Genomic DNA, 23,668 nt, shown 5'->3' on the forward strand with positions numbered 1-23,668 from the left:
AGAGCGTACTAGACATACGCTCTCGGGTAGACCGTTTAAGACGGTAGCTTGATTTTAATACGGAAATAAACCCGTCAATCTTCGCTAAAGGTTATGACGGGTTTATTTTTTGTCGTTTTTATTACTGATTTTGACAATTAACGTTGCGAAAGCAATCGCAAGCATCAATGCTTCAAAGACAGTCACTACTATTCCTTTCTAGGGAAAGAGCAAACAAGCAAAAACATTGGCAGTCCCCCTTTTTTGAGAAATTGCCACCGTCATAAACTTCCTACTTGTGTAGTATAACACATTTATACCTTCCTAGAATACGCTTTCTTTTTTATTTACTATTCGACTTTTCCGTTTCAACTTGCTATAATAAACACGAAGAGAGCGTACTAGACATACGCTCTCGGGTAGACCGTTTAAGACGGTAGCTTTAATTGTGGATAAATAAACCCGTCAATCTTCGCTAAAAGTTATGACGGGTTTATTTTTTGTCGTTTTTATTACTGATTTTGACAATTAATGTTGCGAAAGCAATCGCAAGCATCAATGCTTCAAAGACAGTCACTGCTATTCCTTTCTAGGGAAAGAGCAAACAAGCAAAAACATTGGCAGTCCCCCTTTTTTTGAGAAATTGCCACCGTCATAAACTTCCTACTTGTGTAGTATAACACATTTGCACTTTGTTAGAAGGCGCTCTCTTTAAAAAAGTAGGAGCCCCAGAGAGATCTATAAAAAAGTGTCCAATTATCTATTGATAGATCTTTGGACACTTTTTTCTTATTAAACAAAGGGGTTATTCTGGCGCATCTTCCAGAGACCATCGCAATACTCCACTATACCTTCCGACTGGATCAGAAGGAAAAATCGTCAACTGAAGTTGTTTGGTCAAATTAGCGGTAGCGTTGCCGCTTCCTTGCAAAATAGGTTGGCTATCTGCATTAATTAGAACACGCTGATTCTTCTCACCATAACTTATTCTTTTGTCGAGTAACTCACCGCTTTCGTTCTTTAACGGTTGTTCTTCTTTTACTTTAATTGTCCACCGACTTTTATCAAGTTTGCTTGTATCTTCAATGCGGATTTCTTTATTTGTAATAGAAGAAATCATTGTCTCTGTTGCGGGAATTTCATTCACACCAAAATTGATTGTATCAGGTAAAATGAGCTTGGGCCCAGCTTCTTTTTGAAGAGTCCGACTGTCTTTTTCTGACTCTTGATTGTTCTCATCTTTTATATAAAAGAAAACCTCTCGATTCAACCAATGTTCAGGAAAAGTATACGTAACTTTATCAACAACCGATTCTGGCGCATCTACATATTTTTTTAATTCTTTTTCTTCCGTGCCACACTTCGCTATTAAAGTTATATTGGTTGATGGATCATGAGAAAATGAAAAAGTAACTTCTCGCTGATTTGTAAAACGTGAGACCAATAGCGGATTTTCTTCATCCATCAATTTGAATTGTAATAACTTCTTTTCACGATAACGATGAATAATTGTTTGCTCCTCTGGAAGAAACATTCCTTGATCTTGTTGGGTCTTAATTGGTTCATAGCCAGCTATTTTGGGATACTGATTAGACAAGTCAAAAGGCGTGGTTAAAATCCCTTCTTTTGTGACTGGTTCATGAATAGCATTATCTTGTTCATTTAAAAACACAGCCGTTGCTTTCCCCACATAATTCACACTGGATGTAGCAGTCGTTTCCTCTAAATTTTCTCCATCTAAAAGAGTTCTTGCACTAAACGGCAAGTCTAATTTTCCATTTGAAATGAGCGCCGTATCGACTGGATTTTGAGTCCCTTGCCATTTCAAGTAAACTTTATATTGTAATACGGTATCGTAGAGACGACTATCTGACAGATTTTTTGTCATAATTTGGACATTTTCACCATCTGTTTGGCTAGTAAATAAATCCGTTAAATCTTCTCCTTTAAAGTCTGTAACTAAGACTTTGTCAAATTGATATTGCTTTGTTTGATTTACTTGGTTCAGGTTAACGTTTACAACCATTTGACTAGGTTTTGTCCACTGATCAATATTGGGAATGGTCTGTTGCACATTTAAACAAACAGCCGTCTCTGCATTTTCAAAATAAGTATCCATTGCGTAGGCTGGTGGAAATTCTGGTTTTGCCAAAAAATCCGTAAAGTAAACAATGGATGACGGCGTTGTGTCATTGTTGTGGACTACAAACGTAACAGTAGAAATACTTTTGGTCGTCATTTCAAAACGCTGGCGAGGGTCCCGCCAAGGTACCCCTGCAGTAACGTTTTTTAGATATAACCAATAATCATCGTCTCCGCCATCCCACGTATCGTAAAGAATATGTGTAGGATTTTCCGCATATAAGGCATCAATTATCGTTCCAGGGTTTTTATAGCCAACATATTTGTTTGAATTTAACCCATAGTAATTAAACGCTGTTTTTATCGTTAAGGGCTGACCATAATTATCAACAAAATCATAGGTAACCAGCATTTCGCCTTTAATCGTAATTCCTAAAAAATAGCTTTCAGTAAAACTAATTGATCCTCCATCCAAATTACTTTTATTCCGTTGTAATGTAACTAATAAATTAACTGCTTTTCCTTCATAGAACCCCACATTTTTTACTATTGCTTTACTTTTATTTGTCGTTCGACTAACTGCCATGTAGTTTGAATACACTTCGCCTTCAATTGGTTCGACGGATGTATTTTCGCCGTAATGCATAATAAATGTGTTTGCCGCTGGTGTAATCGATTGATTTGCCCAATGGAAATAGCCCAGTTCTGTTAATGGTCTAGGAGCAGCCTCTACTTTTTCAACTCCTAAAAAGATCCCTCCAACTATCCACAATAAAATCAATAAATAGTTATGTTTTTTCAATTGAGATTACAACCTCCTTACTTTTACTTGTAAAAAATAAAATAAATATTAAATAACAATTGATATTATTTGAAGATCCAAAGACAATTGTAATAGAATTTCTATGCTGTATCTACTCTAAAATATTTCTTAAAAATACCTAAAAAACGAAAGCTTATTTAACAATCGACTTTCCCGTTTCAACTTAGCATAATAAACACGATAAACATGAAGAGGTCAGGACAGAACCGATTAGTTCCGAAGGCGTTAGTTCTGTTCCTGCCGTTTATTAGGTTGCGAACGTTTATGACGTCACCTTTAATTATAGTCAACCTTCGGTAAAAGTTATGACGAGTTTATTTTTTATTACTGATTTTAGCAATAGACTAAACAAACCGACCATCTTTTTTAATGGTCGGTCTGTTTAGTCTATTGGTCTACCTTTACTCCTTCTCCGACAATGCTCGCCAGACATCAAATGTTTGTTTTAAGCCTTGGACATTATGAACACGTAAAATTTCTACGCCTTGTTGCGCCGCATACAAGGAAGCAGCGGCTGAACCAAAATCACGGTTGGTTGGTTCTGGTTCGTTCGTTAAAGCGCCAATAGTTCGTTTGCGAGAAACGCCGTACAGTAACGGATAATCTTGGTAGCGAAAGGCGTTAGGATCTTTTAACAGTTGAAGGTTTTCTGCGACAGTTTTATGAAAGCCGATCCCTGGATCGAAACAAATTTTTTCTAAGGAAAGGCCGTATTTTTGGCATTGTTCAATTTTTTCTGTATAAAATTGGTGCAACTCTTCTTTTAAAGAAAGAGGTTGGCGTTTTCTAGAATGCATAATCACAACTTGGATTTCAGGATATTGTGCGAGGACTTCTGCCATCCCCGGAGTGTCTAATCCTTTGATGTCATTAATCATTGTGGCGCCAGCTTGGATCGCGGCTTCCGCTACTTCGGGATAGTAGGTGTCCACAGAAATCGGCGCTAGAGAAGTCTCACGTATTTTTTTAATTAACGGTAATACTCGTTCTGCCTCAACTTGTGGAGAAACTTCTTCGTAGCCAGGACGTGTGGATTGGCCGCCAATGTCTAAAATGTCGGCCCCCGCTTCTAGTAGATGAAGCGCATGTTGATAGGCCACGTCAACCGTTGTGTAGCTACCGCCATCAGAAAAAGAGTCGGGGGTCGTGTTGACAATCCCCATAATTTGGTAATTCTTTTTTAAATCAATCATTATCACATTGCTCCTTTATCTGCTGAATCATCTTTCGTAAAGCCCGCATTCTAGGACTTATCTTCATTCGTTCACTCGTGGACAACTCCGCTAAGGTTTTGCCTCGGTCTGGTAAATAAATAATCGGGTCAAAACCATAACCACCTGTACCGCGCGGTTCAACTAATTCACCAGTCAAAGCGGCTTCCGTTTGCAACAGTTTGTCGTCATCGAGTACATAGACCAACGTGGCTGATAAGGTTAACTCTCGGGTCGACTGTTGCCCTTCAAATAAGTCCAACAGTTCGCGGTTCTGTTCTTCCGGATTGGCTGAATGGAAAAAGCGGCTTGTATAAATACCTAGTAAATCAGGAAAAGCAGTTAACGTTAAGCCGCCATCATCACCTAACACTGGGCGTCCAATTAATTGTTGGAAAAAGCGTGCTTTTAGATAAGCATTTTCAGCATACGTAGTGCCAGTTTCTGCCGGTTGTTCTTGACTGGTTGTATACTTTCGATAAGAGACAAGTTGAATAGCGGGGTCCTTAAGTCCTGATTGCATTTCTTTTAACTTACCTTGGTTATTCGTGCCAACAATGATTTCCATTTTCTAACGTATCTCCATTAAAAATTGATTTTTCCACTCTTGTTCTTTAAATAATCCGGTAAATTGAAATGTTTTGGTGCTACTTTGTGGTGTTTTCACGCCGCGCATCGTCATACACATATGTTCCGCTTCAATGGCTACTGCAATGCCTTTAACGGGAATATTTTCTTGAAGTTTGCGGGCAATTGTCACTGTTAAATCTTCTTGAACTGTGGGACGTTTGGCACAATGTTCTACTAATCTTGGTAACTTGCTTAGTCCCAATACTTTGCCACCTTCTGGCAGATAAGCGACATGTACTTTTCCATAAAATGGCAATAAATGATGTTCACACATTGAATAAAAGGCAATATCTTTTACTAAAACCATTTCGCCTTCATTTAAGCTATCAAATAATTTATAATCATCAAATTCAGGTTCGGTTAATCCACTAAAAACTTCTGCATACATTTTAGCTACGCGTTTGGGTGTATCAATGAGTCCTGCCCGTTGAGTATCTTCCCCCACTGCTTCTAAGATTGTGGTAACTGCCTGCTCAATTTGCGCTTGTTTTTCCTGCTCCATCTCTACCATTCCTTTTCGCTTACTCGCACTTCTTCTTGATTGCCACTGCGCTGAATCCACGTAGCTATTGGCGCGCCCAATAGTTGTTCCTCTGCGTAAACATCACTTAAGGGAATCAAAACAAATGACCGTTTTGTTAATTCTTGATGAGGAACTTGTAAGTGGGGCAACGCGACTGACTGTTCCCCTAATAATAAAATATCAATATCAATAATCCGCGGACCCCAGTGAATTAATTTTTTACGTTTCATTGCTTGCTCAATCCCTTGGGTAACAGCCAATAACTCTTCAGCGGTATAGCTAGTATCAATTTTCAATACGGCGTTCAAAAAATCATCTTGGTCTGTATAGCCGTAAGGATCCGTTTCATAAAGTTTTGAAGAAGCCACGACCTGAATCTGCGGGTCTTCGTTTAAATAATTGCGGGCTTTCACTAAATTTGCGTATGGATCGCCGACGTTACTACCTAATGCTACATAGCCAATCATCTATACTTCTCGCTCCATTTCAATTTCAATATTGTCAAAAAGGCCGGGCATCGGCACACTATATTTTCTAATTTTAATGATAATTTTGTTCAATTGTTCTTGATAATCTGCGGAAATATCATCTAAAATAGCACTCGCTAAACCTTCGATTAAATCGTACGAGTGATTTTTTACTCGTTGGGCAATCAATTCATTCACTTCGGCATAATTGACAGTTTGAGTGACATCATCTGTTCGCCCTGCCTCAGCTAACGACAACTGCATTTCAAGGTCGATTTCTACTTGCTGTCCTAGACGTTTTTCTTCTGCCAAAACACCATTTTTTGTGAAAAATTTCAAGTTGTTGATTCTAATTTTATCCATCCTCTAACTCCCTACCCTCTGTTTTGCTGATTTTTTTAATCATAGCATATTTCTTGGAAAAGTCAGTAGTTAAAAGATGGAAAAGTGGTTATTGGTATGATATAAAAAATTACTTTTTACGAATCAAATAGTATAACTCGTGTATTCAAAAAAGAGCGTGCTGATGCAACGCTCTTTTTTGGGGTTTATTCGCCTTTTATCGCATTGTTACAAATTCTTCTGAGCCTGTTGGATGAATCGCAACAGTATTATCAAAATCAGCTTTGGTCGCGCCCATTTTAATAGCGACTGCAAAGCCTTGTAGCATTTCGTCAACACCGATGCCGATGCCATGCAAACCGACAATTTTTTCTTCTTTGCCGACACAGATTAATTTCATGTCGCATTTTTGACGGTATTCTCCTAAAGCGAAGTACATTGGCGTAAAGCTAGAGCGATAGATTTTCACTTGGTCTTCACCATATTCTTCAAGCGCTGCTTTTTCCGTCAAGCCAATTGTCGCAACTGGTGGATGGGTAAAGACCACCGTTGGTACCAAGTTATAATCCAAATATAAATCGGTTTGTCCGTTAAATAAGCGTTCAGACAGGCGCCGACCAGCGGCAATCGCGACTGGCGTTAAGTCGATTTTCCCAATGACATCGCCAACTGCGTAGATGCCATTTTGCGTGGTATTTTGGAATTTATCTACTTTGACGTAGCCTTTTTCATCAAGGGCTACTTTCGTATTTTCTAAGCCTAATTGATCCGTGTTCGGCTGACGGCCTGTCCCGAAAATCACGGCATCTGTCGTGATTGATTCACCATTTTCAAATGTAATAACGTACTCATTCTGCGCCGTTTTTTCAATTTTAGCTGGTGTTGCATTCGGATGAATTTGCATGCCCATTTCTTGATAGCGTTCTACGACTTTTTCAGAAAGCATGTCATCAAAGCTTCGTAATGGTCGTTCATGACGGAAGGCCCAATGTGTTTCTGCGCCTAAGCCATGTAAGGTTCCTGCTAATTCGGCTGCGATGTAACCCGCACCGACAAAGACCACACGTTTTGGCATTTCTTCTAACGCAAAGAAGCCGTTTGAATCTAAGGCATATTCTTCTCCTGGAATACCCAGTTTTTTCGGACGACCACCTGTCGCGATTAAAATGTGCGGCGCCGTATATTCTGTTCCATTGACTTCAATTGTTTGCTCCCCAGTAAACGTAGCGTAACCATGGATACGTTCAATGTTGTTACTGTCTAAACCACGATTATACGCACCATGTAAGAAGTCGATATATTTTTCACGATTTTCAACTAATTGTTTAAAGCTAAAATTTTTGATTTCAACATCAAACCCATAGCCTGCTGTGTCTCTTTCCATCATTTCCATCATGCTGCTGGCTTGCCACATGACTTTTTTAGGCACACAACCAACGTTGACACAGGTCCCACCAATTTCGTTGCCCTCAATTAAAAGGACGTTAGCTCCGTGCATTCCTGCGCGGTTAGCAGAAGCAATCCCGCCACTACCGCCACCAATAACAATATAATCATAGGTTTTCATTTATTCTGGCTCCCTTTCAATTTGAACTTTCTCCCTTATTATCGCAAAAAATAGCAAAAAAAGACAGTCGTATTACTTACTTTTGTTTAGTTTTCTGCCGCTTCTGTTTCATGGATTCGTTCCGTAAAAGCACTGGGGGAAAGGAATTCAATCGTAGCATTGTCGAAGGGAATTCCTAAATCTTCTTTCGTTACATTTGGATTCATTGTAATGACATAAAGTGTTTTGCCTAAGGAAAGTGCAATCCCAATTTCTAAATAACTTAGTCGGTCAAAGTCACCATTAATAAAAACGTAGGTTGCTTCGTGAAGATACCGTTTTATCACTTCAATATCTGTAAACATTCCGGTTTGAACACAATCTGCTAACCCGAAGCCCGCTGCACCCACACAGCCATGCTCATCTTCAAACAGCTGAGGATCTACCAAAAGGTCCGTTTGAATACGAGGGTTTTGACCAATTTGGTAGGCGAATAATTTGGCCATAGTTATTCCTCCTTCTTTTCCTTTTACTATAGCACAAAAAGGAAACCCTCATATGCCAGAGGATTTCCTTTCTTTTAATACATATTCCCAACCACTTTTACTCGTAAGCGGGTTGCATTTTCTGGATGATAGGCGAGTGGTGTTTCTTCCACCTCGACTAACTCGATTGTGCCAGGGACTGCACCCGCAAGTTCAGCTTGTTGGACGGCTTTTTCTTGGGCATCAGTCAACGCCGCGTCTCGTTGGATTTTTGAATAGACATAAATTTGTTCGTATTGTCCGCTAATCTGAGCGATAGAGGCACCGATGGCATTCGCCACTGCCCCGTTTTCGTTGCGAATTAGCGCTTTAACACCTGTCAATTCTTCGGGGATGATAATACTCCCACCACCAACTAAAACGACCGTCACGTCTGCGGAACTGGTCTTCATGCGATCAATCGCTTCACTGACCAATTCGCCAATTTTTTGGTACACTTTTTCCGCAAACGCTTGGTCTAAATGAGCCACTTTGCTAGGATCACCGACTTGGGCATGGCCTAAGCGAACCGCGATATCAGTGGTCGTTAATTGTGTGCCGCCAAAAACAAGGGCCTCTTGTGTAATACGGTAGCCGACACTATCGGGGCCAACTGTCACAGAACCATCTGGTTGTTCACGCACTAGACTGCCGCCGCCGACACCGATTGACACGATATCTGGCATTCTAAAATTGGTCCGTACCCCGCCAACATCAACGGCCAGTGAAGATTCTCTTGGAAAGCCATCCACTAACACGCCAATGTCGGACGTTGTGCCACCAACATCTAAAACAACCGCATCTTTCAAGCCAGCTAAGTATGAAGCGCCACGAATACTATTGGTTGGTCCACAAGCAATGGTTAAAATAGGAAACTGTTTGGCATACGTTAACGACATTAACGTACCATCATTTTGACATAAGTACACTTGGGCGTGATGAATTTTTTCTTGTTCTAAGGCTTGTTCAAAGCCTTCGCTGGTCACTTTAATTACTTTGTGCAACGCAGCATTCAAAATTGTCGCATTTTCCCGTTCAATTAAACCGACAGACCCAATCATTGAGGAGCAAGATACAGGAACATCTGCGCCTAACACTTCCTTCGCAAGTGCTTGAACAAACAATTCTTGGTCATTTTTTAAAGAAGAAAAAACGCCAATTACTGCGATTGCCTCTACTTCTCCTCGCCAAGAGGCCAAAATCCCACGTAATTCTTCTTCGTCCAGTGCAGTCAATGGTTGTCCATCATATTCGTAGCCGCCATGTGCTAAAGCATACGTTTCTGAAAGAGTGGCCACTAAATCCTTGGGCCAAGCTGTGTAAGGCAAGACCGAAGCGGTTGCTGGATAGCCCAAACGAAGGACCCCAACTTTTGCTAATTTTTTTCGCTCAACAATGGCATTCGTACATTGGGTCGTGCCCAACATTGCATGTGTGACTTTGGTTGGGTCCACTGCTGATTCTGCCAAGACTTTATTTAAGGCACCGGCAATCCCTGTTTGAATATCATCGGTTGTTGGAACTTTCACTGAATGAATCAAGTTTAATTGATGATCTAAAATAACAGCATCTGTATTTGTGCCACCGACATCGATACCAATTTTATACATTTATTTGTCCTCCTTCGCTACTAAGTTTTCTAGTGGTTGATAATCCATTTCGTAGCCGAAATACCGAGGACCCACTGTTTCGATACCTTTTTTCGTTCGCCAAGCGGCATTCGCTTTCAAGCCCATTACTTGGACACGTTTGCCGTATTTCAAGCTTTCTGTTGTCACAGGCGTTAAAGTTTCTAAATCTACCATACAAATCAAATCAGGCGTCATCGCAATCACCTGACCATCTTTCTCGGCAATTAAATTTTCATTTTGAAAATGGACGACTGCTTCTGAACCAGCGTCACTGTTTAAGCCACTCAATTTGACACGTCCCAAATTGAAGCCACCTTTTACTTCTCGTTCTACATCTAGAATTTTTCCTTGGAACAATTCAAAGCCATCCGTAACTTCTACTAATGCTTGGCGTTTTTCTTGTTCATCTGCATAGGTACCTCGAATCACTTTGCCAATTTCTTCTGATAATGTCACGATGTTATGAATACCATAGTCTTGTAATTGTTTGCCTGTCGCGGGATAAATGCTCACTAAAGCACTAGCGCCCATTTCAACCGTTTGAACACGAGCAAGACGTTCTGTCCAAGTATTATCAATCGTTTCCATAATGCCAATATTTCCTTTTTCATCGGTAATTGCCATAGGGGTCGCTGACATCCCATTCAAATGGAACGTTACCATAGGCAATTCTGGAAAGGCCCGCCCCATACCATCACAATCCACCAAGGGAATGCCTAGCTTCGCTGCAACAACAATTGGAATCATTGAATTGACGCCCCCAGCTTCCATTGGAAAGGTTCCCGCAATCGTTTCTTGGTCTAAATATTTTCCTAACTTCTCAAAGACACGGACGAATTCGTCGCCTTTGGGAAATTTTTCAATTGCGACAGATGGGGCACCCATCATTGCGGCGGGTAGGAAAAAATCCTCCGCGGCAATTTCTTCTGGAGAAACCAGTTTGACAGGTCCGTTTTCTTCGATGGCGGACAAAGCCATCATTTTACCAATGTAGGGATCACCGCCACCTCCTGTCCCTAAAAACGCTGCTCCTGTGGCTATATTCTCAATTGCTTCTGCATCTAAATAACGCATTCTCCGACACTCCTCTTCTTCATTCCATTTCTAATGATTCGGTGTTCATCTGTTGACGTTTTGCACCGAAATAATAAATAACAAACGATAAAACAATGCCAATTAGCGGTTGGTTAGGCAATTGAGGGGCATTGGGAAAGAAACTCATAATCACTGGAATGCCCCCCACTGCAGCACCAATTAGCCATGAAAAAACACCTAATTTATTCACGCCAGGCGTTGGCTGCCATTTGGTTCGATCGCCTTTGTTAATCAACCAATAGGCAGCAATCATTACACCAGCCACTGGTGGCACCATCGCAGAAAGGACAGACATAATCGGCGTAAAGTAATTTAAGATCCCCACAACTGCTAATAAGGTTCCAATGGCGCCGGCCGCACCGACAGCGACTTTTTCTTTTTCTTTTGGAATATCAAAGACATTAATCAAGGCCAGTCCGCCAGAAAAAGCATTCACGGCATTCGTGGTCCAAGTTGCTAAAATTAGCGCAATAATTCCTAAAACTGGAAAACCGAGATTCATAAAAACTTCCGTGATATCTGCGGTGTTCGAAGCAATGGTCAAGACCGCACCAACGCCAATCATCAACAAGCCTGTCGGTAAAATCCCTAAGGTGGCCGCTTTAACCACATCTTTACGAGAAGAAACATATTGAGAGTAATCTCCAGCAATTACTGCGCCTAATGCAAAAGAACCGATAGTCATTGAAAGACCTGACATAAAGCTTCCTGCTGTTTGAGGTGTATATTGACTAACAGCTTCCCAACCGTTGTTTCTTAACGAAGCCACCAAGCCATAAAGACAAACCAGAACTAACACAGGAACCGCAAAATAATTCAGAATTTTCAATATTTTTATGCCATAAAGAGCCGAAATAAGCATGATAACTCCCCAGATTAAGGAAGAAAGCGACACAGGTAAATCAATGCCGTAAATTTTTAAAAAGTTTGTGAAGGCGCCACCGCTGACATTGGCTTGCAAACCAAACCAACCTAAGCAAGCAATCGCTAGAATAATGGAAATAATCTTTTGCGAACCTTGAATGCCAAACACTTGAGAAGCGACTTTGACAGAAGGTTCTTGTAAGTCGGAACTTTGAATTCCTTGTAAAATCATTAAAATAACAATAATACCGTAACCAATAAATCCTGTTAACAAAGCTTCCCATAAAGGCATACCTGCAACTAACGTTCCTCCAATAATTAATCCTGGCACGCTAATCATTGCGCCCGCCCAAACAAATGCTAAGCTAAGCCACGATTGTTGTTGCTCGTTTTTTAATTTCATTCTCATTCCTCCTTAATTATTTTTTCAATTATAACGAAAAATCAGTCATAGGTCTTTTTCAAATTAAAAAAAATATCGAGGAAGTTTTGGCTTAAAATAAAAAAGCAGACAAATCGGCTACTGCCGATTGTCTGCTTTTTTCATTCATTCGTGACCAAGCGATATAAGATCATCGCCAAATAGACTTCATAGGCTTCGGCGGCGTTGGTCATATCATAGCCGAGCGCTTCATTAATTTTACTGATACGATATTTGACCGTATTTTTATGAACAAATAGGCGTTCGCCGCATTCTTTAAAATCACTACTTGCATCTAGTAAAAACGTTCCTAATGTCATTAACTGCTCTGATTCTTTTAAGAGAGGTTGGATAACTGCTAAGCGTTGTTGGATTGCTTCTTCTCCTGCTTGGAGACACGTCATCATTTGTTGAACTGTACGAATTTCCGCGATTGATAACACTTTTCTTTGTGGATAGACGCGCTTTAAAAACGGCGCGACTTGATTAGCGGTTTGGTAGCTGACACGCACTTCAGTCGTGTTACGAACTTTCGGACAAAGGATGATTTCACCTAAATAGTCCTGATAGTCTGTGGCTTGCAAGTATTCTTTACTAATCGTGGCTTCAGGCTGCTTGTGTAAATAATTACCTAAGAGAACAATCAGGTAATTTTCTGTTTGCTGGACAATCGTTGTTTGGTAATAGTAACGTAGGAAATCTTTCAAATCTTGCTGAATAGCGTGGATTTCTTGTCCTTGTTGCCAAATAGGCAAAAGCCACATCGTTTCGACAGAAGAAATATCAATCATTAATTTTTTGGCTAATTGGTACATCTTATCACTTTCATCGTTAATGATTGCTTGGACTAAGGCATACTCACTGACTTCGTCATAGTTTTTCCCCCATAAATTCAGAGCCATCTGAACGACTTCCACCGCTTGATTCATCTCAAAAGAGGTTAACTGCTCTTCTTCTCGAATGAAGTAAAGCTTCAATGTTTGTCCATCTTTCTGAGGAAGTTTTTGCGAGGTAATGAAGTAGGTCGTTTCTCCCAGCGCTACTTTCTCTTGTGATTGATAAAGTAACTTGGTTAAGGGCAATTTCGTGCTTCGCGGCCAATTGATGGTGCTGATGATTTCATTGGTATAGGTGGTTAACGCTATATTGACTTTTAAAAAATCGGATAGGATTTTCAAGGTCATTTCCACACTGCGGTTTTGTTCAGGCAAAAGGGAAACTTTTTCCAAGAGGTCCGTTGCAAAAGAAGCCATTTTATTTTTATTGACTAACAATTTCATGACTTCATAAATGACTTCGTTGTAGCGTAATGTGGGATCATTTTTAGGCATTTGGATTAAAATGAAACCTAAAGAATCCGATAATTGAATCACTTCCTCTGCAACTTTCGGTACGATAATCCCAACGTAGTACAAGATTAGGCCTACTTCGCCTAATTCATGGAGATGCCGAATCGTTTCGCATTGCTTCACCACATCATGACGAATGGCACAAAATGAACCAATCAAAATTTCGCCAGCATGGTATTCATTTGTTTTGTGAAGTTTTTCCGAAAACAAAGACATATCAGAGACTTCTAAAAAAGAAAGAGAAGCAACAGATGTGTCCAATTGGTTTTTACCAGAAAGTACCGTTGCTTCTCGCAAAGACGGTAATTTTAATAAATCATTCACACGGACACTCATATTTACTCCTCCTTTTGGCTGGTTTATTTTTTCTTACGAATCATATCGCCGACTGCAACAGGTTGCGTCACTTCCATTGTTAATAACATCATGGGATTAGGTGCCCGATCGATCGCTTCACCGTCTTCATTATACATCTCTTTGACGGTTTGGTGGAAATGGGTAAACCCGGGACCATAAAATTCAATTTCATCGCCGACACTGAAAAGGTTCCGTTGACGAATCGTTGCGACTTGCGTCTTTTCGTTGTACGCAATCACTTCACCAACAAATTTATATTGTGGAATTTTACGACGTTCGCCGAATAATTGTTCATTTTCACTTGGTGTATTGTAATAAAAACCAGTTGCTAATTCACGTTGTGCTACTTTCCATAATTCATCAATCCACTCTTGTTGGCAGACATAGTTTTCAGGGTCTTCCATGTAAGAATCGACGGCTTTTTTATACACATTAGCGACTGTTGAAACATAGTGAATGGATTTCATGCGGCCTTCAATTTTAAAACTATCGACACCATTTTCAATTAATTCTGGAATATGTTCAATCATAGACATATCTACGGCGCTCATTGAAAACTCTTCTTCGACTTCCCCTTCGCTGGTTTTGCTCCGACGTTCTGTCCCAAAAGGCATATCAAATAACTCATATTTCCAACGACAAGATTGAGAGCAACCGCCACGATTGGCATCCCGCATCGACATATGATTGGATAAAGTACAACGACCTGAATATGAAATACACATTGCTCCATGAATAAAGGCTTCAATTTCAATGTCCGTATTTTCACGAATAGTTGCAACTTCCTCCATTGAAACTTCGCGCGCTAAAACCACACGTTCTAAGCCTTCATTTTTCCAAAATTCTAATGTTTCATAGTTGGTTGCTGAAGCTTGTGTCGATAAATGGATGGGTAAACCTGGTGCTTCTGTCGCACAAATTTCGATTAAAGCTGGATCGGAAACAATCACAGCTGAAATTCCGATGTCTCGCAATTCTCTGAAAAACGCTCCTGCCCCTTCCTGGTTTCCTTCATGAGTGACCATATTGGCAGCGACATAAACTTTCGCATTATGTTCGCGGGCAAAGGCTACGCCTTCCGCCATTTCTTCTGGCGTGAAATTTCCTGCGCGGCTACGCAGACCGTAGGCATTCCCTCCGATATAAACGGCATCGGCACCGTAACGAATTGCGACTTTTAGTTTTTCTAGCGTCCCGGCTGGAGCCAACACCTCGGGACGCTTCAATGTTCGTTCTGTCATTACTTTCATGTTCTTCTTCCCCTTAAATGAATCAATTTATTTTATTGCATCGGCACTTAAATCAAAGAAACCATTGTCTAAGCCACGACCTGTTGGATGTAATTTTTCAATTTCAGCTGTTGCATGAGCTGCTTGATCTTCTGACCAAGTTCCCGCTTCAAGTGCTGCTTTCGCTTCAGCAAATAAGCGAGCAATCGCGACAAAATTTTCACCTGGCGTGTAAAGGCCATCGAGCTTCCATGTACAATAGTGATGGTCATACAAGTTTGTTAACTCATTCATCAAGTTCACATCGTTATTGGCAAAAATATGCGTACCATGACTATCTTCATAAATGGAATAGTGGGTTTCTGGTTTTTTGGGTTCAGAAATAAACAGCCCTTCGTCTTTTGTAACCCCTTTGTCGTTCTTTGTGTAATTGTAGTAATTTTGAATTAATGGGCGTTTCGATTGATGAATACACGTCGCCCCATAGACAAGAATTTCAGCTGGAACTGCTAAGTTTTCTTCCATTGCGACCATTTCTTCAAAAGGTACTTCCCGAGCTAGGACAGCTCCGATGGCTCCTCGTTTACTCCAAAAATTGATTTGACGTGAGCTCGTTACCAAGGTTTCGCCATCATAAACGTAAGGAATTTCTAATCCATCTCGTTGCATAATAAACACAATACCTGGATCACCCAAAGTAATTTTATCGACGTTGATTTCTTTTAAAAATGTCAGATACTCTGGGACTAATTTCATTTTTTCAGGGTGCATAATGCCATTTACTGCAACTAGCACTTGTTTGCCCATTTCATGTGCACGTTTCACAATCTCGCGTTGTTCATCTCGTGTAAAAGATACGGGCAAACGCAACCCGAATGTTTCTTCTCCAATATATAATGTATCCACACCTGTTGCGAGTAATTCTACAGCCTGCTCAACAGATTCTGCAGTTGCAATCAGTTCAATCATAAATATAGCCTCCTTCTTTATGACCGTTTAATAGTATCATACGTTCACAAACTTTAAAAGAGCCTATCTGTATTAAACGTACATTTTTCACAATGTTTCCGGAAAAAATTTTGGTAGAGAAGCGCCATCCGCTTACCTACCAAATGCTCTTTTTTTTAATTACTGGTCATCTGTTCTTTGGTCACTCGTTCAAGTGGTATTTTCGTTCATAAAACGTTACTACAACGGTGAATAACCACGCTGCCGCTAAGCCTAACAAGCTGCCTAAAACAATCCCTAAAAAGCGGAATTGAATCAACGTTATCACGTACTGCTGACGAACGAGCAATGAAAGCATCAGAGCCATAGGCGTTGTGAAAAATTGCGCCAATCCATAATTACGACGAATAAAATACTCAACGGTCACAAATAAGATTGTAATCACGACAATCGATTCAAAAGTTGTCAAAGCTAAATTAAGCAGAAAAGCGGAAATAACCAAACCAATCGTTGTGCCAAAAATTCGCTGAATATTTCGCTGCTTAATCGCACGTAAATTGTCTCCTTGTAAAATGGATGCACAGGAAACGACTAACCAATACGGATTCTGTAAATGTAAACTTTCGCTGATATATACAGCAAAAAATAAGACAAAGCTATAATATATGCTATCTAATGGCGCTTCTGGATGCCGATAAATTCGTTCCCGTAATGATCGCTTAGCTAGCGGGGCACTGATTTCCTTCTCTGTAAAATGCAACACTAGTGCAAACAAAATGGAAAAGCCAATGCCTAATAACATACAGCCACTCATGAACGGAATTTTTGCTAACGGAATGCTCGTACTGGCACCCATCGCTGTCACCATCACACCAAAGAAGGCCCCTGGTTTTGAAATATCGTAGACTTCAAAGAAAAAGCGGCCACCAAAACCGACCAGTGCAACAACAATGGGAATGAGCCATGCAATATGGGTCGATAACATGCCTAACAAATTTCCTAAAAAAAGGTAACTGCCGACCACAGATAAACGAGTCATTAACTGTTTTAATGGTAGCGGCTGATAATATAAAAAAGTAAAAATACCTAACGAGCCAAAGCTTGAAATCAATAATTGATGATTGATATAGCCCAAAAAAAGAATGCTGAACATAACCAAGCCAGCAAACACTAGTCGAAAAGGATTATCCTTTGGACGTTGATAATGTAGTAATTCTCGAAAAAAAGATTGTTCCATTCCATCACCCCTCCTTATTAACGTAGCACAGAAAAATCAATCTGGCAATTCTCAAAAAGAAATCGCCACTGGAAAATAGAAAAAGGAGCGTGGGACAAAAATCACTTTGGATTTTTGCTCCACGCTCAAAAACTGATACACGGCGAGAACAGAAGCAACCCCTTCGGCTTATTTCTCGGAGTTAAACACTTCTGTCCCGACCTCCTTTGCATCTCATCTATACAGTTTGTAATTCTTTCGCTTCTGTCTTTGGTGCTTTTGGTGCCCGCACATTTAACGTAATTTTGCCTTTGCTAGCACCTAAGGTTACTTTATCCCCTAACTGAATTTGACCGGAAAGAAGGGCTTCACTTAAACGATCTTCCACTTCTTTTTGCAAGGCCCGACGAATTGGACGTGCGCCATATTCTGGATCAAACCCGACTTTACCAATAACTTCAATTGCAGCTGGTGTGATTTTCACTTTAACCTCTTGTTCGGCCATCCGTTTTACGACAGATTGACTCATAATTTTTACGATTTCATGAATTTCCTCTTGTTTCAAGGAATGGAAGACAACCGTTTCATCAATTCGGTTTAAGAATTCTGGACGGAAGGCTTTTTTCAATTCTTCCATGATTCGTTTTTGCATTAATTCATGATTTTTAGAAATGTCTTTCACATTGAAGCCGACATGTTTTTCTTCACGAATCGCTGTTGCTCCTAAGTTGGAGGTCATGATTAAAATCGTGTTACGGAAATCGACTTTTCGTCCTTTGGCATCCGTTAAATGGCCATCATCTAAGACTTGTAATAAAATATTAAAGACATCTGGATGGGCTTTTTCTACTTCATCTAGCAAAATAACGGAATAAGGACGTTGACGAATTTTTTCAGTTAGTTGGCCGCCTTCTTCGTAGCCGACATAACCTGGAGGAGAACCGATTAAACGGCTAGTGCTGTATTTTTCCATAAACTCAGACATGTCCACGCGAATCAACGCTTCTTCGCTGCCAAACATCGCTTCGGCTAAGGCTTTGGCAAGTTCTGTTTTCCCAACCCCTGTTGGTCCTAAGAACATGAAGGAACCAATCGGTCTTGCTGGGTCTTTCAAGCCACTACGCGCACGACGGATAGCGCGTGAAACAGCTTCAACTGCTTCATTTTGGCCAACGACCCGTTGATGTAAAATGGTTTCTAATTCCATCAATCGTTCGCTTTCTTTCTTCTCTAGCTGCTGCAAAGGAACGCCTGTCCATTGTGAAACGACTCCAGCCACGTCTTCTTCTGTTACTTGCGTACTGTAACCAGACAGACTTTTTTCTTTCACTGCAATCAATTCTTCTAGTTTTTCCATCACTTGTTTTTCTTTTTGACGAATCCGAGCGGCGCTTTCAAATGATTGATTTTGAATGGCCTCTTCTTTTTCCGTAATTAATTGAGAAATTTCGGTACGCAATTCATTAATTTCTGAAGGTTGATCTGCCTTATCTAAACGAACTTTTGCTGCAGATTCGTCCATTAAATCAATTGCTTTATCTGGTAATTGGCGGTCATTTAAATAGCGAATCGATAATTGAACCGCTGCATGTAGAGCTTCATCTGTAATTTCTACGCCATGATGTTTTTCATAGCGTGAACGCAAGCCTTTTAGAATTTCTTCTGCTTCTTCTGGCGTTGGTTCTGCTACTTGAATACGGGCAAAACGACGTTCCAAAGCGGCATCTTTTTCAATATATTTTTGGTATTCATCCAGAGTTGTCGCACCAATTGTTTGCAACTCACCACGTGCTAAAGCAGGTTTTAAAATATTTGAAGCATCGATCGCCCCTTCTGCACCGCCAGCACCGATCAAGGTATGCAATTCGTCAATAAATAAAATGACTTGTCCATCTTGATAAATTTCATCGACAACTTTTTTCAAGCGATCTTCGAACTCACCTCGATATTTGGTTCCAGCAACCAAGGCACCCATGTCTAGCATCATTAAACGTTTGCCTTGCATATCTTCAGGGACTTCCCGGTTGACAATTTTCTGGGCTAAGCCTTCTGCTATCGCTGTTTTCCCAACACCCGGTTCACCGACTAGGACAGGATTGTTTTTGGTACGACGACTCAAAATTTGAATCAAACGACGGACTTCGGTACCGCGACCAACTACTGGATCCAAGCTTTGTTCTCGTGCTAACTTGGTTAAATCTCTTGCTAAAGAATCCAATGTTGGCGTCCCTTGTGGCGCATTTTTATTTTGACCATTCCGACGACGTTGTGCGCCATTGGGTTCGGAAACGCCCATTTTTTTCAATAATAATTGACGCATTTTGGATAGACTTAATCCTAAATTCACTAAAATTCTAGACGCTAAAATTTCTTCGTCTCTTAACAAGCCTAATAATAAATGCTCGGTACCAATCTTTTGAGCCCCTAAGCGCTTCGCTTCATCTCCAGCATAGGCAAAGATTTGTTTGGCTCTTGGTGAATAAGGTAAGTATAAGTTGTTATTCCCCATTGGACTTTGCATGGTGCCATAGCCACTTAAATGCTCAATTTCTTCACGGATGTCTTCTGTGTCAGTATTCAATTGTCGTAATGTTTTTCCGGCAATCCCATTCGGTTCTAAAACGAGTGCTAATAATAAATGCTCAGAACCGACGGATTGATGACGAAAATACTTCGCTTCTTCTTGGGCAATCGCCAGTACGGCTTTCGCACTTTCTGTAAATAGTTCATCCATAGTTATTCCTCCTCATAGCTCAAGCGCTCTAAAAATGAACGCATTATTTGAGCTCTTAGAAAATCTTCGTGATTCCCCAGGCCATTCAATGTGCTTTTACTTAAAGCAGCTAGCATTAAATTGCCTTCCTTTTTCGTAATCACTTCTTCTTCATACAATGTTTGAATAAATGTTAGCGCATCTTTTTCTGTTAAGGTTGCGCCAATCAATTGATCCATTTGTTTTAGTAATTGATCGTTATCTGAAATTTGTACTTTGACAATGCGAATATAGCCGCCTCCACCACGTTTACTTTCAACTGCGTAGCCTCGTTGGATGGTAAAACGTGTATTAATTACATAGTTAATTTGTGAAGGAACGCAATTAAATAAATTAGCCATTTCCGCCCGACGGATTTCAATTTTATTACTTTCTTCTAAAATCTTTTTTAAATAAGCCTCGATTAAATCTGACGTATTTTGATTACTCATAGTCTTCCATCCTTCTTCTCTCTTGACTAATATTGACCATTATTATATCGAACTTTGCCTATTAAATAAAGAGGAACGCTTTGACTTTAATAAAAAAATGCAAAACAGGAGGAGCAACCTCAGTCAAACTGACTTAAGTTCCCCTCCTAAAATTGAAAATATGTTATTGAATTACAGAGGCTGAGACAAAAGTGTTTAGCTCCAAGAAATAAGAAGAAATTTCCGAAAATTGTTCTTTAATTTTTGGAGAATTTCGGCTTATTTCCGAAGGAGTTGCTTTTGTTCAGCTGATTATCTTAATGTCTCACAAAAGCGTTTCTTCGCCGTAGGCTTGATCCAAGGCTTGTTGAATATCTTCGATAATAGATGTTGGCTCTTCCAAACCAACGTACATGCGAATGTGTGCTGGCGACAAGCCTCTTTTCTGAACAGCCGCCAAGTTATTGCCTTTGAATACAGGCAAGGCCAAACTTTCAAAGCCACCCCAACTGACCCCAATTGTGACCAGCGTCAATGCGTTCACAAATGTTTTCAAACGTTCAAAATCGGTATCTTTTAAATCAATCGCAAATAATGAGCCATAACCTGTTAAATATTTTTCTGCTAACGCTTGTTGTTGTTGATTTCCTACAAAAGGATGATATAATCGACTGATTCGCGGATCCTTTTGCAAAGCCGACAGCACCGTTTGGATGGCTTGAGACTGATGCGCCAACCGAACAGGCATGGTACGAATACCTCGTAACGCTAACCAAGAATTGAAGGGACTATTGACTGCGCCTAATGCTTGATGACCATGTTCAAAAATTTGATCTACAAGCGCTGCTTTGCCAATGACAGCCCCTGCTACAATATCCGAATGACCACCAATATATTTGGAACAAGAATGAATCACCAGGTCCACATTATGGCATAAAGGATGCTGAAATAACGGTGACGCCCACGTGTTATCAATGACAGTGTATGCGCCAATTTTTTGTGCTAACGCAGTTATTTTTTCTAAATCTAGCAGTTCAAACTTTTGTGAGGACGGACTTTCAAAGTAAATGACTTTGGTGTTTTCCTGAACAAATTGAAAAAGTTCTTCTGTTTCTGCAACGTCTACTTTGGTCAAGGATACGCCAAATTTCTCTAAATATTGCACAAACGAAACAGATTCTCCATAAATTGTATTGACCATTAAAACATGATCACCTTGTTGGAGCAACGTAAACAGCGTTGCCGAAATAGCGCCCATTCCTGAGGCAAAAACTTTACATTTTTCTCCACGTTCCAAACGAGCAATTTTTTTCTCTAAAATTTCTGTTGTGGGGTTGGTGCCACGTGTGTAAACATAATTATTTTTTTCATCTATACTCGCTGCCATAAATTCTTCGTAAGTTGGAAAACAAAAGGAAGAGGTTTGAACCAACTCGGGCACCATCGGATGATACATTTTTTCCATTCCTTTTTCCACTTCACAGCAAATATTTTCATGATTCTCAACATGCATTTCCTTCACTCCTCTTTCTCTACAATGTTTCTGGTACTTCATGGGCTTCTTCTTTTTGATATTGTCGATCTAAGGCTTTTACAAATGGATAATAAATAACGACACTAGCCGCAACAGCTAAAACTTGCGTCACTGCACCTTGCCATTTTCCCACTAAAAAGCCCGAAAACAGAAAGGGCGTAGCCCATGGTGCTTGAATGTTTGTAAACATTGGCATGAACCCAATTTTCATTGACAGAAAGGCAATCAAGACCGATACAATCGGCGCGACCGCAATCGGAATCAATAATAAAGGGTTAAAAATAACTGGGAGTCCAAAAATCAAGGGTTCATTAATGTTGAAAAATGCTGGAACAAACGAAATTTTCGACATGGCTTTCATTCTAGATGAATGTCCGACGATGGCCATTGCAATAGCCAAGCCAATCGTGCAACCAGCGCCTCCAATTGTAGCAAATTGATCGAGCATTTGGACCGTGCCAAAGTTGCCACTTTGAGCAGTTAATTGTCCTAATTCCGCTAAGCTTTGGTTTTTGTCTGCATTCGCATATAAAATAGGATATAGCATGGAATTGATGACAGTTGGATGAATCCCGAACCACCAGAACAGTCCATTTAAGCCAGCCACAATAATAATTGCAAAAGGGGTTCCGATTAAACCTTGCAGTGGCGCTTGAATCACCGCATAAATTAATTGCGGGAAGGAATCCGCAAACGAAAGCCCAATCCCATTAATCAATAAAGCCACCGCTACCACAAAAATCCCAGGAATCAATGCACTAAAAGCTTGGCTCACCATAGAAGGCACGCTTTCAGGCATTTTGATGACTAATTTTTTCTTAATACAGAAACGAGTCAACTCAACCGAAAGAATTGACATAATAATGGCCGTAATCACCCCTTGCGTTCCTAACCAATCAAACGATAAAACTTTCGTCACAACTTCGCCTGATTCAGTAGTCACCGTTTTCGGTAAAACGACTACGTAAGCAACAATTCCTAAAATTAATGAAGTTAAACGATCCATTTCGTAACTTTCCGCCAATTTATAGGACATCGTCCCAGCAAAAATAATTCCCATCATGTTGAAAGTTGCTCGATAAGCTGGTGAAATCATATCCGCCCAACCTGCACCGAAAATTCCAGCCATAAAATCGCCATACCCTGCTACTGGAAAATCTGTAATCAACATAAAAATCGATCCAATAATTGTTAACGGCATAATTGCAAAAAAACCATTTCTTAAGGCTTGAAAATAACGTAAACTTGTAATCCTTGAAACTTTAGGCACTACGGCTTGCTCCACCCAGTTTGTTAACTTATCCATTTCACTTCTCTCCTTAATCCTTTGTGATATCCTCATCATAAAGAAACCGCTTTCTGATGTAAATACAACTAACTGATTCTGTAACTATGTTTCATAATTCATACGCTTAAGGTATACTGAAAGCGAAACAAAGTACCACAGAGAGGTGAACCCATTGAATCTAATCGAATGTTTAGAACAAAAAGAACGCTATACATATAACGAAGGGCTAATTATTGATTTTATTTTATCTCATACTGAACGAGTCCTGCATATGTCGATTTATGAACTAGCAGAAGCCACCAACTCTTCAACTTCCACGATTGTTCGTTTGTGTAAAAAAACAGAAACTAGCGGTTTCAAAGAATTTAAAATCCGCTTGTCCCGCGACTTAGAAATTCACTACCAAGCAATCCGGAATGTTGATGC

General features: G+C 40.1%; 20 protein-coding genes (1 of these 20 cut by a window edge). 1 reads left to right on the top strand and 19 read right to left on the bottom strand.

The window, feature by feature from the left end; translation table 11 throughout:
* Positions 1-784 precede the first annotated feature (784 nt).
* The 19 genes from IGL48_RS13690 to IGL48_RS13780 all read right to left on the bottom strand — a co-directional run bounded on the left by IGL48_RS13690 (position 785) and on the right by IGL48_RS13780 (position 23,260).
* A complete protein-coding gene (locus IGL48_RS13690) occupies positions 785-2,833 on the bottom strand; it encodes a hypothetical protein (protein WP_080349200.1) in 2,049 nt (682 codons plus the stop codon).
* A 452-nt stretch (positions 2,834-3,285) separates the two neighbouring features.
* On the bottom strand, positions 3,286-4,077 hold the full coding sequence (folP, locus tag IGL48_RS13695) for a dihydropteroate synthase (RefSeq protein WP_010824308.1): 792 nt from the start codon (positions 4,075-4,077) through the stop codon (positions 3,286-3,288).
* On the bottom strand, positions 4,070-4,663 hold the full coding sequence (locus tag IGL48_RS13700; protein WP_010824309.1) for a non-canonical purine NTP pyrophosphatase: 594 nt from the start codon (positions 4,661-4,663) through the stop codon (positions 4,070-4,072). The genes folP and IGL48_RS13700 overlap by 8 nt, the downstream gene beginning before the upstream one ends.
* A gap of 3 nt (positions 4,664-4,666) precedes the next feature.
* On the bottom strand, positions 4,667-5,236 hold the full coding sequence (folE, locus tag IGL48_RS13705) for a GTP cyclohydrolase I FolE (protein ID WP_002383148.1): 570 nt from the start codon (positions 5,234-5,236) through the stop codon (positions 4,667-4,669).
* Positions 5,230-5,715, bottom strand: coding sequence for a 2-amino-4-hydroxy-6-hydroxymethyldihydropteridine diphosphokinase (folK, locus tag IGL48_RS13710; protein ID WP_002378871.1), 486 nt, complete (start codon positions 5,713-5,715; stop codon positions 5,230-5,232). The genes folE and folK overlap by 7 nt, the downstream gene beginning before the upstream one ends.
* Positions 5,716-6,078, bottom strand: a complete 363-nt coding sequence (gene folB, locus IGL48_RS13715; RefSeq protein WP_010824310.1) for a dihydroneopterin aldolase — start codon at positions 6,076-6,078, stop codon at positions 5,716-5,718.
* Positions 6,079-6,274: 196 nt separating this feature from the next.
* Complete coding sequence (gene gor / locus IGL48_RS13720; protein WP_002354732.1) at positions 6,275-7,624, bottom strand: glutathione-disulfide reductase; 1,350 nt, start codon at positions 7,622-7,624, stop codon at positions 6,275-6,277.
* 86 nt (positions 7,625-7,710) lie between these two features.
* Positions 7,711-8,109: a hypothetical protein gene (locus tag IGL48_RS13725; protein WP_048949419.1), complete on the bottom strand. Its 399-nt coding sequence runs from the start codon at positions 8,107-8,109 to the stop codon at positions 7,711-7,713.
* Between the two features lie 74 nt (positions 8,110-8,183).
* On the bottom strand, positions 8,184-9,737 hold the full coding sequence (locus IGL48_RS13730; protein ID WP_002360919.1) for a hydantoinase/oxoprolinase N-terminal domain-containing protein: 1,554 nt from the start codon (positions 9,735-9,737) through the stop codon (positions 8,184-8,186).
* The gene (locus tag IGL48_RS13735) at positions 9,738-10,832 is read right to left on the bottom strand and encodes a DUF917 domain-containing protein (protein WP_002354727.1); all 1,095 of its coding nucleotides are present in this window, start codon (positions 10,830-10,832) and stop codon (positions 9,738-9,740) included.
* Between the two features lie 19 nt (positions 10,833-10,851).
* Entirely contained in the window at positions 10,852-12,126 is a 1,275-nt protein-coding gene (locus IGL48_RS13740) for a cytosine permease (protein WP_025190651.1), read from the bottom strand.
* Positions 12,127-12,260: 134 nt separating this feature from the next.
* Positions 12,261-13,823 carry a PucR family transcriptional regulator gene (locus IGL48_RS13745; protein ID WP_010824313.1) on the bottom strand — a complete coding sequence of 521 codons (1,563 nt, stop codon included), beginning with the start codon at positions 13,821-13,823 and terminating at the stop codon, positions 12,261-12,263.
* Positions 13,824-13,846: 23 nt separating this feature from the next.
* A complete protein-coding gene (locus tag IGL48_RS13750) occupies positions 13,847-15,094 on the bottom strand; it encodes a peptidase U32 family protein (RefSeq protein ID WP_048949418.1) in 1,248 nt (415 codons plus the stop codon).
* 27 nt (positions 15,095-15,121) lie between these two features.
* A complete protein-coding gene (locus IGL48_RS13755) occupies positions 15,122-16,042 on the bottom strand; it encodes a peptidase U32 family protein (RefSeq protein ID WP_048949417.1) in 921 nt (306 codons plus the stop codon).
* A gap of 181 nt (positions 16,043-16,223) precedes the next feature.
* Entirely contained in the window at positions 16,224-17,258 is a 1,035-nt protein-coding gene (locus IGL48_RS13760) for an FUSC family protein (protein ID WP_002354721.1), read from the bottom strand.
* A gap of 217 nt (positions 17,259-17,475) precedes the next feature.
* Positions 17,476-19,971: an ATP-dependent Clp protease ATP-binding subunit gene (locus IGL48_RS13765; RefSeq protein ID WP_002378875.1), complete on the bottom strand. Its 2,496-nt coding sequence runs from the start codon at positions 19,969-19,971 to the stop codon at positions 17,476-17,478.
* A 2-nt stretch (positions 19,972-19,973) separates the two neighbouring features.
* Complete coding sequence (locus tag IGL48_RS13770) at positions 19,974-20,441, bottom strand: CtsR family transcriptional regulator (RefSeq protein ID WP_002354715.1); 468 nt, start codon at positions 20,439-20,441, stop codon at positions 19,974-19,976.
* A 304-nt stretch (positions 20,442-20,745) separates the two neighbouring features.
* Complete coding sequence (locus IGL48_RS13775; protein WP_048949381.1) at positions 20,746-21,975, bottom strand: aminotransferase class I/II-fold pyridoxal phosphate-dependent enzyme; 1,230 nt, start codon at positions 21,973-21,975, stop codon at positions 20,746-20,748.
* Positions 21,953-23,260 carry a PTS sugar transporter subunit IIC gene (locus tag IGL48_RS13780; protein ID WP_010821977.1) on the bottom strand — a complete coding sequence of 436 codons (1,308 nt, stop codon included), beginning with the start codon at positions 23,258-23,260 and terminating at the stop codon, positions 21,953-21,955. Before IGL48_RS13780 ends, IGL48_RS13775 begins: the two co-directional genes overlap by 23 nt.
* 145 nt (positions 23,261-23,405) lie before the next feature.
* Here IGL48_RS13780 and IGL48_RS13785 point away from each other — a divergent pair, with 145 nt between their 5' ends.
* Positions 23,406-23,668, top strand: partial view of a MurR/RpiR family transcriptional regulator gene (locus IGL48_RS13785; RefSeq protein ID WP_002354705.1) — the start only. It continues 595 nt past the right edge of the window; 263 of the gene's 858 nt are visible here — the first part of the coding sequence; it begins with the start codon at positions 23,406-23,408; the stop codon falls past the right edge of the window.

Source organism: Enterococcus sp. DIV1090 (genome assembly GCF_050537975.1).
Taxonomy (GTDB): Bacteria; Bacillota; Bacilli; order Lactobacillales; family Enterococcaceae; genus Enterococcus; species Enterococcus faecalis.